We start from the raw sequence: 11685 nt of genomic DNA, 5'->3' as shown, positions 1-11685 counted from the left end.
GGTCAGCCTCTCCTCTTGTGATTAGCGATGGCCTCGTGGTACGCCTCGACGGTTCTCCTGGCCACGACGTTCCAGGTGTAGCGCGCCATGACACGGTCGTATCCGGCCTTGCCGACGCGTTCGCGCTCCTCGGGGGAGTCGTGCAGGCGGCGCAGCACCGTGGCCAGCTCCTCGGGGTCGCCGGGGGCAACCTGGATGGCCGCGTCGCCGACGACCTCGGGCAGCGCCCCGGTACGGCTGGCCACCAGGGGTGTGCCGCAGGCCATGTGCTCGACGGCCGGCAGCGAGAAGCCCTCATAGAGCGAGGGGACGACCGAGATCTCCGAGGTGGCGATCAGCTCGCCCAGCTCGTCGTCGGAGATGCCGTGCACGAAACGCACCCGCTCTTCCAGCGACAGCTCCTGGACGAGCTGCTCGGTCGGGCCGCCGGGGGTCGGACGGCTGACGACGGTGAGGTGCACGTCGCGCTCGGTGGCCAGCTTGGCGACCGCCCGCAGCAGTGTCGCGACGCCCTTCATGGGCGAGTCCGCGCTGGCCACCGCCACGATCGAGCCCTTGCGCCTGGGCTTGTCCGGGCGCGGGTGGAAGTAGCGGGTGTCGACGCCGAGGGGGATCAGGCGCATGTTCGCCTGGGGGACGTTGAAGTCGCGGTGGATGTCGGCCAGCGACGACTCACTGACGGTCAGGATCGGGCTCAGGCGGGGCGCGACGCGCGACTGCATCTTCACGAACCCGTACCAGCGGCGCAGGCTCAGCCTCTTCCCGCCCGTGGCGGCCTCGAGCTCGATGCGCCGGTCGACGCTGATCGGGTGGTGGATGGTGCCGACCACGGGGAACATCCGCTGGATGCCGAGCAGGCCGTACCCGAGGGTCTGGTTGTCCTGCACGACGTCGAAGTCGCCGACGCGCTTCTTCAGCTCGCGGTAGGCCCGCAGCGTGAACGTCAGCGGCTCGGGGAACCCGGCGGTCCACATCGTCCCGACTTCGAGCCAGTCGATCCAGTCGCGGTATTCGTGCAGCTTGGGGGTTCTGAACGGGTCCTCGTCGCGGTAGAGGTCGAGGCTGGGCACCTCTCGCAGAATGACGCCCTCGTCCAGCTCGGGATAGGGCTGTCCGGAGAACACCTCGACGTGGTGGCCGAGCGCGACCAGTTCGCGGCTTACGTGGCGGAGATAGACGCCCTGGCCCCCACAGGTGGGCTTGCTGCGGTAGGACAGCAGCGCGATCCGCAGCCGTTCCCCCGAGACACCCTGCGTTGGCTCCTGCACGGACACCCCTTTCTCCGCCGGTTGGGCCCTGAGACGGGCGTGTACCGTGAAGATGACCTTAGTCCGAGAAGGCTACCATTCGGTAGGTCGGCTGGAATTGTTCACATTGGCTGTCACACGTCGTGCGAACTGCGACGTTGCTGTAACCGAGCGTGGTTCGGTGGAACACGTTCTAGGTAGGCCCGATGCCCTGTCGGCGCGCTTACCTGTACATTCCCGTCCCAAAAGGATGCGGTTCGTGATAGTTGGAGGACCCTTGGCCAGGCGCGCTCTGATTACCGGCATCACCGGCCAGGACGGTTCCTACCTAGCGGAGCACCTGCTCGAGCAGGGATATGAGGTATGGGGGCTGGCCCGGGGGCAGGCGAACCCGCGTGTCTCCCGGATGCGCAAGCTGCTCTCCGACGTGCAGGTGGTGCGGGGAGACCTGCTGGACCAGGGGTCCCTGATCTCGGCGGTGGAACGGGTTCAGCCGGACGAGGTGTACAACCTGGGGGCGATCTCGTTCGTGCCGATGTCGTGGGAGCAGGCCGAGCTCACGGCGGAGGTGACCGGAATGGGCGTGTTGCGCATGCTGGAGGCCATCCGGGTGTGCTCGGGTGTGTCGCGAGGCTCGGGCTCGTCCGGACAGATCCGCTTTTATCAGGCTTCCTCCTCTGAGATGTTCGGCCAGGTCAGCGAGACGCCGCAGACCGAGGGCACCAGCTTCCACCCGCGCTCGCCGTACGGGGTGGCCAAGGCGTACGGGCACTTCCTCACCCAGAACTACCGCGAGTCGTACGGGATGTTCGCCGTGTCCGGGATCCTGTTCAACCACGAGTCGCCGCGCCGGGGAGCCGAGTTCGTCACCAGGAAGGTGTCGCTGGGGGTGGCGCGGATCAAGCTGGGTCTCGCCACCGAGCTGCGGCTGGGGAACCTGGAGGCGCGCCGGGACTGGGGGTTCGCCGGCGACTATGTCAAGGCCATGCACCTGATGCTGCAGGCGGCCAATCCCGAGGACTACGTGATCGGGACGGGGCGGATGAAGTCGGTCAGGGAGCTGGTGGAGGCGGCGTTCTCGGCCGCGGGGCTGGACTGGGAGCGGTACGTGGTGACGGACCAGACGCTGCACCGTCCGGCCGAGGTGGACCTGCTGTGCGCGGACCCGAAGAAGGCGCGGGCGCAGCTGGGGTGGGAGCCCAGTGTGTCGTTCGACGAGCTGGTCGCGATGATGGTCGAGTCCGATCTGCGGCTCCTGTCCGACGGCGCCGATCCCGACGAGGACTCTTGGCCCTGATCGCCGTTATTCGCTCGCGTCTGTCCACGAAGCGGCCGCCGGCTGCTTTCCATCCTTTACGCGTTGCCGTGGTCGGCCAACCGCCGTCGCCGGCTCGCGTCTGTCCAGGGACACGGCCGCTGACCGGTCAGTGGCGCGCCGCCGTGACGGCGCGCAAGTTCACCGGCTCCGTGGTTCGCGCTGACCGTCTACGCCCCCGTGGTTCGCGCTGACCGTCACGCCCCCGTGGTTGCCTCACGGTAGGTGCCTGGGGTCAGGCCGAAGTAGCGGGTGAACCAGCGGGTCAGGTGGCTCTGGTCGGCGAAGCCCGTCTCCATGGCCGCCTCGCCGAGTGGCGTGCCGCCGGCGATCAGGGCACGGGCCTTTCTGAGCCGTAGCTGCCGCTGGTAGTCGCTCGGGGCCATCCCGTACTCGGAGCGGAACGCGCGGTACACCGCGTACCGGCTGGCGCCCGTGGCCCTTGCCAGGTCGTCGGCCGTGAGATCGTCCCTGAGCCGGTCGTGGAGTAGCTGTCTGGCCTGCCGCGCGACACGGGCCGATCTGCCGGGCCTGCCGGCCGGGCGGATCGGGGTCGTCGCCGCTCGCCGTACGATCGCCGCGATCGTCCTCGTGAGCAGCTCATCGCGCCGTAGCGCCGTCGCCTCGCCGCTCAGGAGGGCCGCGTGCAGTTCGCGCAGCGCGCTCGCCAGGACGGGGTCGTCGACCACGGGGGCGGCGAAGAGCGGCAGGCCCGTATGGCGGCCCGTCACGTCCGTGAGGGCGTTCGAGACGAGATCGGTGCCGATGTGGACGATCTTGTAGGTGAAGCCGAGCGCGTTCGTGGCGTGGCCGTCGTGGGGGTCCTCCGGGTTGAAGGCCATGACCATGCCTGCCGCGCTCGTGTGGGCCGAGCCGCGGCAGGTGAACGACTGCGCGCCGGTCTCGGTGACCCCGAACGAGTACGTCTCGTGACTGTGCCGGTGGTACACGTGCCGCTCGAAGTGGGCATGCATGGCCTCCAGCGGCCGGTCCGGCGACCGCCAGTATCGGGACCAGTCATGTGCCATCCATCCATTGTCGCCATCTCCATTGACAAACAAAATTTTTACGTAAAGGATTCTTTTTGCGATGAGAGACGTCCTGTACCTGGAAGAGATCGAGCAGGCCGAGGCACTGCTCAAGCCGCAGCGCGTGGAGGTGCTGCGGCAGCTGGCGGAGCCGCGTACGTGCTCAGAGGTCGCCGAGCGGCTCGGCCAGACGCCGCAGCGGGTCTACTACCACGTCAAGCGCCTGGTCGAGGCGGGCCTCGTGGACCTGGTGTCGGAGCGCAAGGTGCGCGGGATCCGCGAGGGCATCTACCAGGCCGGTGCGCGTTCGTACTGGCTGTCGCCTCGCCTGGTGGGCCGGATCGGGCTGAGCAAGGCGCGCGACGAGTTGAGCCTCGGCTATCTGCTGGACCTCATGGAGGAGGTCCAGGCGGACATCGCGGCACTCGACAGGAGCGCGCCCGAGCTGCCGTCGGTCGGGCTGTCCGGCGAGATCCACGTGCGGCCCGAGAAGCGTCAGGAGTTCCTGAACGATCTGCAGTCGATGCTGCAGGACCTGTTCACGCGGTATGGCGGGGCGGAGGGGGACGCGTTCAAGCTCGCCGTCGCCTGCTACCCGAAAGCCCTCGACCAGCCCGGCCAGCCGGACACCACCAGACCCACCGATCAGAGTCGTCAGAGGAGAAAGTGACCATGACCGAGCCCATGATTCTTCGTGCCCGCGTTCAGGCGCCTCTCAAGGAAGTGCGCAACGCGCTCACCGATCCGGTCGTGCTGCGGATCTGGCTCGCGGAGCACGCCGAGGTGGAACTGCCCGGCCGGTTCGGGTTCTGGGGGCGTACCACGCCTGAGGGCGACGCGCCGCACCAGCGGTTGCTGCACGCCGACGAGCGTACGGTGCGGTTCGCGTGGCTGCTGGACGGCGAGGAGACGACCACCGAGTTCCGGCTGGAGGAGGACGGGGACGCGACCATCGTCTCGCTGTCGCAGACACACTTCGACTTCCAGGACGTCATCACCGGCAAGAGCATCCGGGGGGTGCTGCAGACGTACTGGTGCCAGGCCCTCGCCAACCTGGCCGAGCACTTCGAGGGGCGTGAGCTCACGCCCAAGGCCGACTACACCTCTCTGGACCTGCGTGCCGAGGTCACGATCGACGCCTCGCCGTCGCAGGTGTTCGACTCCCTGATCGACTCGGAGGCGGTGACGCGGTGGTTCGGGTTCCCGATCGAGATCGAGCCGTACGTGGGCGGCCGCTTCGCGATGGGCGGCCTGGCGAACGACCCGAGCCCGGCCAAGGTGCTCGAGCTCGAGCCCGGCCGGAAGTTCTCCCTGGACTGGGGCGGCACCGGCGTCGGGACGTGGGAGCTGGAGGGGTCGGAGGGGAAGACGCGGCTGACGTTGGTGCAGAGCGGGTTCGACGGGGAGCGGCCTCCGTACGCGGCGTGGGGCGGGATCCTGGCGGGCGTCGCGGAGCTGCGGCGCTACCACGAGGTGCCCGACTGGCAGCCGGTCTTCATGGCCTAGCTGTTCCTGTTCCGCACGAGCGTTCAAGACGTGACCGGGGCGGGGCGTGGAGACTCGTGGCCATGCGTTTCGACACCAAGATCGGCATTGTGGTCCGCGCGGATCTGGCCGCATGGCAGAAGCTCAACGTCACCGCCTTCCTGTCCAGCGCGGTGGCGGGCGGGGTGCCGGGGGTCATGGGGGAGCCGTACGAGGACGGGTCGGGCAATTCGTACCTGCCGATGCTCCGACAGCCTGTGCTCGTCTATACGGCGGATTCAGCGGGGCTGCGGGGCGTCCGGGAGAAGGCGCTGGGGCGCGAGATGGATGTGGCCGTCTACATCGAGGAGATGTTCAAGACGGGGCACGACGCGGACAACCGGGCGGCCGTGCGGGCGGTGGAGGCCGACGAGCTGGCGCTGGTGGGGGTGGCGGTCCATGGGCCGAAGAACGGCGTAGACAAGGTGCTGAAGGGTCTCTCGCTGCACCCTTAGCACCTCCGGGCACGCCTCCCGCTGTGTCTGAGCACCGATGGTCGCCCCACGTCCTGTGGATAACCGGCCCTCATCCACAGAACCCCATTCGGCCGCCCGGCACGCCGGCCCGCCGTAGCACCCTTGGCGCCATGCCCCACCCCGCTGCCACACCCCTCGCCCTCCAGGCCATCGGCCCCGACGCCTCTGGGGGAGAGCCGGTCGGTGCTCGCGTAGCACCCCCTCCGAAAGCCCCGCTCGCTCCGGCCCCTTACCCCTTCTCTCGCCTCTCCTTGATCGAGCGCGCCGGTCGAGCCACCCGAGCGGTCCCGCAGGTCGTCGTCTGCCGCCAGACGGCCGCACACATCTGGGGCCTGAAAGTCCTGCCGGCCGCAGAGCCCGACTGGCCCATAGAGCTGACCGCCCCCAGCCATCTGGCGCTCCCCGGCTGCGTCACCTACACGGCGCCCCTTGCGCCAGAGGACATCACCACACACAAGGGCGTCCGCCTCACCACCATGGAGCGCACAGCCCTCGACTGCGCTCGCTGGCTGCCGCGCATGGAGGCGGTGGCGATCCTCGACCAGTTCGCCCGTAGGGGTGTGGATCTCGAAGCGCTGTGGCACCGCCCGTTCAACTCCTGGCGGCTGCGCGACACGCTCGCTCTGGCCGACCGGGGCGCCGCCTCTCCCAGAGAGAGCTGGCTCAGGGTCATCCTCGTCGACGCCGGCCTTCCCAGGCCCAGCACCCAGATCAGGGTCGAGCTGGACGAAGACCGGTTCGCGTACCTCGATCTGGGCTGGGAGGAGTTCAAGATCGCTGTTGAGTACGACGGCCGCGAGCACCACACCGCGGCCGCCGACCAGCAACGTGACGCCGACCGCCGCGAGGAGCTCCGGCGGCGGGGCTGGCGCGTGATCGCCGTCCGGGGGGACGTGATCCCCGGCCAGATCGCCGACCTCCTCCACCACGTGGCCAACGCCCTGATCGAGCGCGGCTGGCAGCCCGGGCCGGAACGCACCAACCGCATCCTCCGCCGCATCCGCGCCGCCCGCCGCCGCTCCCGCTTCCGCTTACCCAGCCGGACACGCCACGGGCGCCGCATGACCGGGGGCGACGCCCACGCCGGGCGGTGTCGCGGCGCCACCCGTGACGAGCGGGCAGGCCGCATCGCCCTGGGAGGTGTGTGCACCGTACGAGAAGTGCGTCGCATGGCACGAGCCGGCAGGCGGCATCGCCCTGGGAGGCGTGTGCACCGTACGAGAAGTGCGTCACATGGCACGAGCGGGCGAGCCGCATCGCATGAGCGGGCGCGCCCCCTCGCGACGAGCGGGGCCCGGCGCACCGCGCGGGTGGGCGCGTCATGCCGCCTCGGCGGGCACGGCGCACCGGACGGCCGCGTCGCACCCCACGGCTGCGTCGCACCGGACGGCCGCCTCGCACTGCAGGGAGCGCGACGCACCGTCTCGGTGGGTGTTGGTGCGACGCGATGGGTGTCGGCCGGAGGGGGTGATCGAGGGGCGGGTCAGCCGACCGTGACGGGGAGTTCCTTGATGCCGTTGATGAAGTTCGAGCGCAACCGGCGGGCCGGGCCTGTTTGGTGGAGGTGGGGGCGGCGGCGGGCCAGTTGTTCGAAGAGGATCCGGAGTTCCAGCTTGGCCAGGTGGTTGCCGAGGCAGAAGTGGGCGCCGCCGCCTCCGAAGCCGATGTGCGGGTTCGGGTCGCGGGTGATGTCGAAGACCTCGGGTTCAGGGAAGACCGTGGTGTCGCGGTTGGCGGAGGCGTAGAAGACGACGACCTTGTCGTCTGCCTTGATCTCCTGTCCGCCCAGCACCTGGTCGGTGGTGGAGGTGCGGCGGAAGAGGTTGACCGGGGAGACCCAGCGGACGATCTCGTCGGCGGCGGTCTTGGCGAGGGTGGGGTCGGCGACCAGGCGGTCCCACTGGTCCGGGTGCTCGAAGAGGGTGAGCATGCCGCCGGAGGCCGCGTTGCGGGTGGTCTCGTTGCCGGCCACCACCAGGAGGAGGACGAAGAGGTTGAACTCGTCCTCGTCGAGCGTCTCGCCGTGTTCGTTGGATTGGAGGAGCTTGGTGACGATGTCGTTCTTCGGAGTGCCCCTACGTCGTGCCGCGAGCTCGCTGGCGTAGGTGTAGACCTCCATGGCGGCGGCCGCGCCCGCCTCGGGGCTTTCCGAGTAGTCGGGGTCCTGGCTGCCGATCATGCGGTTGGACCAGGTGAAGATCTTGTCGCGGTCGGCCACGGGCGCGCCGAGCAGCTCGCAGATCACGTAGAGGGGGAGCGGCGCGGCGACTTCGGTGACGAAGTCCACCTCGCCGGTGCACTTGTCGAGGAGGTCGTCGCAGATGTCGCGGATGTGTTCTTCGAGAGCTCCGATCGTGCGCGGGGTGAAGCCCCGGTTGACCAGGGAGCGCCGTCTCGTGTGCTCGGGCGGGTCCTGGTTGAGCATCATGTGGCGCTGGAGGTCGATCTGGTCCTGGGTCAGCTCTTCGAACAGGGCGAGCTTCCTGTGGGAGGAGAACAGGTCCGAGTGCCGCGATACGTGGACCACGTCCTCGTATCGGGTGACGGCCCAGAAGCCGGGCGCGCCCTCGTGCCAGTGGACGGGGGAGTTCGCGCGGAGCCAGGCTAGCTGCTCGTGTGGTGGTCCGGTTGTCGCGTAAATGTCCCTGTCGACGAGGTCGATGTGCACCCGATTCACCCTCTTGATCAAGCGCTTGGTTAAATGCCCTACTGAAACGTGTTCTATTACGTCCCTGTACGGTCGTCAAGGAGGAATGTAGTTGCGCGATGGCCCGATGGGGCGGGGGCAACGGGGTCCCGGCGGCGACAGGTTCTTGTGATCCCGGTGGTGAATGACATCCCTGTGTGGCTGTGGTGGTGTGCCTGTTTCGGCAAATCGACCTCTGGGCTGGGGCTTCGGGGTCCGCTCGTGTGGGTGTGTCGTTTTGATTGCGGGTAGGTGTAGTGATCGCAGCCGTGACCTGCGCGTGACCGCCTCGGCGACAGGGCTTGAGGTGGGTTTTACCTCCGATGTTTTGGAAGGCGTACATTCGTGTATGTGAACGTAGCCATCGGAGCGGTTAAGTCGATTCACAGGCGCCGACCGTCTCCTCGGGGTGTCTTCCGAGGTCACGGATCGGATGTATCCCTCTCGACGCCCTTGACATGCTCCGGCTGGTCGCACGAGCATCGTGAAACGAGACATCCGATGTATATGTGAAGGATGCGGTGTGAAGCTGCTGCGAGTAGGACCTGTCGGCCAGGAGCGCCCGGTGGTCATGGATGACGCCGGTAACCTGCGCGACATCGGAGAGCCCGAGATTGATGGGGCTTTCCTCGCTTCCGGGGGAGTGGCGCGCGTCCGGGACGCGCTCGAGCGCGGTGCCCTGCCCGTCGTCGAAGCCGAGGGGCTGCGGATCGGCGCCCCCATTGCGCGTCCTGGCAAGATCGTTTGTATCGGCCTGAACTACAGCGACCATGCCGCCGAGTCTGGTCAGGACGTGCCGGCCGAGCCGGTCGTGTTCATGAAGGCCTCCAACACCATGGTCGGCCCGTACGACGAGGTGCTCGTCCCGCGGGGCAGCGTGAAGACCGACTGGGAGGTGGAGCTGGCGATCATCATCGGCGAGGAGGCCCGCTACCTGGGCAGCCGGGAGGAGGCGCTCGGCGTGATCGCCGGGTATGCGATCTCCAATGACGTCTCCGAGCGTGAGTTCCAGCTCGAACGCGGCGGCCAGTGGGACAAGGGCAAGTCGTGCGAGACGTTCAACCCGCTCGGCCCCTGGCTGGTGACCGCGGACGAGGTGGCCGACCCGCAGAGCCTGGCCCTGCGCCTGTGGGTGAACGGCGAGACGCGTCAGGACGGCGACACGAAGAACATGATCTTCGATGTGGCCGAGATCGTGCGCTACCTGAGCCAGTTCATGGTCCTGGAGCCAGGCGATGTGATCAATACCGGCACGCCCGCCGGCGTGGCGATGGGCATGCCGGGGCAGCCGTACCTGCGTGCGGGTGACGTGATGGAGCTGGAGATCCAAGGGCTCGGGCGGCAGCGCCAGACGGTGGGGCAGGCATGACGGCCCCAGGCGCGTACCGGATCGTCGGGATGGAGACGCACGACGTGCGTTTCCCGACCTCGCGGGAGCTCGACGGTTCGGACGCGATGAATCCCGATCCCGACTACTCCGCGGCCTATGTCGTGCTCAAGACCGATGACGGGTTCGAGGGGCACGGGTTCGCGTTCACGATCGGGCGCGGCAACGACATCCAGACCGCCGCCATCAGCGCGCTTCAGCCGTACGTCATCGGCAGGGACGTCGAAGACCTCGGCGCGCTCTACAAGGAGATGGTCAACGACTCGCAGCTGCGCTGGCTCGGCCCGGAGAAGGGCGTCATGCACATGGCGATCTCCGCCGTAGTGAACGCCCTGTGGGATCTCAAGGCCAAGCGGGCGGGCAAGCCGTTGTGGCGGCTGCTGTCCGAGATGTCCCCCGATGAGATCGTCGATCTCATCGACTTCCGCTACCTGAGTGATGCCCTCACGCGCGACGAGGCCCTTCAGATCCTGAGAAATGCAGAGGAGGGTAAGGGAGAGCGGATAAGTCGGCTGATTGAGGATGGCTACCCCGCTTACACGACCTCCCCCGGTTGGCTGGGCTACGACGACGAAAAGCTGCGCAGGCTGTGCAAGGAGGCGCTCGACCAGGGCTTCACGCAGATCAAGCTCAAGGTCGGCGCCGATCTCGACGACGACCGGCGCCGCTTCAGGGTGGCCCGCGAGGTCTGCGGCCCGGACTTCCCGATCGCGATCGACGCCAACCAGCGCTGGGACGTCGGCTCGGGCATCGAGTGGATCAACGCGCTGCGCGAGTTCAACCCCCACTGGGTCGAGGAGCCGACCAGTCCCGACGACGTGCTCGGCCACGCCGCCATCGCCAGGGGCATCGAGCCCATCCCGGTGGCCACCGGCGAACACGTCCAGAACCGCATCGTGTTCAAGCAGCTCCTGCAGGCCAACGCCATCTCCTACCTGCAGATCGACTCGGCCAGAGTCGGCGGCGTCAACGAGAACCTGGCGATCCTGCTGCTCGCGGCCAAGTTCGGCGTGCCGGTGTGCCCGCACGCGGGCGGTGTCGGGCTGTGCGAACTGGTGCAACACCTGTCGATGTTCGACTACGTAACGGTCACCGGCTCCATGGACAACCGCGTGATCGAGTACGTCGACCACCTCCACGAGCACTTCGTGGACCCGGTCGTCATCCGTAACGGCAGGTACGTGGCACCGTCCACGCCCGGCTTCAGCGCGGAGATGCATGCTGCGTCGATCGCCGCCCATACGTTCCCCGGCGGCGAGGTCTGGAGGGACGCGTGAGTCTGAAAGCGATCGTCACCGGCGGCGGCTCGGGGATCGGCCTGGCCGTCGCGACACTGCTCGCCGAGCGTGGCATGCAGGTCGCCTGCCTCGACATCAATCCGCCCGGCGAGCCGTTCATCGGGATCAAGGTCGACGTGACGGACGACGAGGGGGTACGTGCGGCGGTCGCGGAGGCCGCCGACCGCCTCGGCGGCATCGACGTGCTCGTCAACAACGCGGGCATCGGCGCACAGGGCACCATCGAGGACAACCCGGACAGCGAGTGGCAGAAGGTGTTCAACGTCAACGTGCTCGGCATGGTCCGGGTCGCGCGGGCGGCGCTGCCGTACCTCAGGAAGTCCCAGCACGCCTCGATCGTCAACACCTGCTCGATCGCGGCCACCGCGGGGCTGCCGCAGCGGGCGCTCTACAGCGCGACCAAGGGCGCGGTGTTGTCGCTGACGCTCGCGATGGCCGCGGACCACATACGCGAAGGCATTCGGGTCAACTGCGTAAACCCGGGCACAGCGGACACTCCGTGGGTCGGCAGGCTGCTCGACTCTGCCGACGACCCCGACGCGGAGCGTGCCGCACTCAACGCCAGGCAGCCAATGGGCCGCCTGGTGAGCGCGGAGGAGGTCGCCGCGGCGATCGCCTACCTCGCCAGCCCCGAAGCCGGTGCGACCACCGGGACCGCGCTCGCGGTCGACGGCGGAATGCAGGGGCTCCGGCTCAGAGCATCCAACTAAGGAAGGTCACCCCC

10 protein-coding genes and 1 pseudogene are annotated in these 11685 nt (G+C 68.2%); 8 read left to right on the top strand and 3 right to left on the bottom strand.

Annotated features, from left to right (window positions below; translation table 11 throughout):
• Nucleotides 1–2 precede the first annotated feature (2 nt).
• Entirely contained in the window at nt 3–1268 is a 1266-nt protein-coding gene (locus tag ACQPWU_RS51290; protein WP_433433935.1) for a glycosyltransferase family 4 protein, read from the bottom strand.
• Nucleotides 1269–1524: 256 nt separating this feature from the next.
• On the opposite strand from ACQPWU_RS51290, the gene ACQPWU_RS51285 reads away from it, so the two are divergent.
• Complete coding sequence (locus tag ACQPWU_RS51285; protein WP_433433933.1) at nt 1525–2544, top strand: GDP-mannose 4,6-dehydratase; 1020 nt, start codon at nt 1525–1527, stop codon at nt 2542–2544.
• Nucleotides 2545–2759: 215 nt separating this feature from the next.
• Here ACQPWU_RS51285 and ACQPWU_RS51280 read toward each other — a convergent pair whose 3' ends face one another.
• The gene (locus tag ACQPWU_RS51280; protein WP_433433931.1) at nt 2760–3590 is read right to left on the bottom strand and encodes an AraC family transcriptional regulator; all 831 of its coding nucleotides are present in this window, start codon (nt 3588–3590) and stop codon (nt 2760–2762) included.
• 61 nt (nt 3591–3651) lie between these two features.
• On the opposite strand from ACQPWU_RS51280, the gene ACQPWU_RS51275 reads away from it, so the two are divergent.
• From ACQPWU_RS51275 to ACQPWU_RS51260, 4 genes and pseudogenes are all read left to right on the top strand, one after another.
• Entirely contained in the window at nt 3652–4260 is a 609-nt protein-coding gene (locus ACQPWU_RS51275) for a helix-turn-helix domain-containing protein (RefSeq protein ID WP_433433930.1), read from the top strand.
• 2 nt (nt 4261–4262) lie between these two features.
• Nucleotides 4263–5096 (top strand): SRPBCC domain-containing protein, encoded by an 834-nt coding sequence (locus tag ACQPWU_RS51270; protein ID WP_433433928.1) that lies wholly within the window; start codon nt 4263–4265, stop codon nt 5094–5096.
• Nucleotides 5097–5158: 62 nt separating this feature from the next.
• Complete coding sequence (locus tag ACQPWU_RS51265; protein WP_433433926.1) at nt 5159–5569, top strand: DUF2000 family protein; 411 nt, start codon at nt 5159–5161, stop codon at nt 5567–5569.
• Between the two features lie 131 nt (nt 5570–5700).
• Nucleotides 5701–6468, top strand: a pseudogene (locus ACQPWU_RS51260) (hypothetical protein); the annotation flags it as partial.
• Between the two features lie 605 nt (nt 6469–7073).
• On the opposite strand, the gene ACQPWU_RS51255 reads toward ACQPWU_RS51260, so the two are convergent.
• Entirely contained in the window at nt 7074–8258 is a 1185-nt protein-coding gene (locus ACQPWU_RS51255) for a cytochrome P450 (RefSeq protein ID WP_433433924.1), read from the bottom strand.
• Nucleotides 8259–8799: 541 nt separating this feature from the next.
• On the opposite strand from ACQPWU_RS51255, the gene ACQPWU_RS51250 reads away from it, so the two are divergent.
• Genes ACQPWU_RS51250 through ACQPWU_RS51240 form a run of 3 tightly spaced genes read left to right on the top strand, consistent with a single transcriptional unit; the run spans nt 8800 to nt 11671 of the window.
• Nucleotides 8800–9645: a fumarylacetoacetate hydrolase family protein gene (locus ACQPWU_RS51250; protein ID WP_433433922.1), complete on the top strand. Its 846-nt coding sequence runs from the start codon at nt 8800–8802 to the stop codon at nt 9643–9645.
• On the top strand, nt 9642–10940 hold the full coding sequence (locus tag ACQPWU_RS51245) for an L-fuconate dehydratase (protein WP_433433920.1): 1299 nt from the start codon (nt 9642–9644) through the stop codon (nt 10938–10940). The genes ACQPWU_RS51250 and ACQPWU_RS51245 overlap by 4 nt, the downstream gene beginning before the upstream one ends.
• Nucleotides 10937–11671, top strand: coding sequence for an SDR family NAD(P)-dependent oxidoreductase (locus ACQPWU_RS51240; protein ID WP_433433919.1), 735 nt, complete (start codon nt 10937–10939; stop codon nt 11669–11671). Before ACQPWU_RS51245 ends, ACQPWU_RS51240 begins: the two co-directional genes overlap by 4 nt.
• The last annotated feature ends 14 nt before the right edge of the window (nt 11672–11685 follow it).

The organism is Nonomuraea sp. CA-141351, assembly GCF_050944675.1.
In the GTDB taxonomy this organism is placed as follows: Bacteria; Actinomycetota; Actinomycetes; order Streptosporangiales; family Streptosporangiaceae; genus Nonomuraea.
This window is presented reverse-complemented; position numbering and strand designations above follow the sequence as displayed.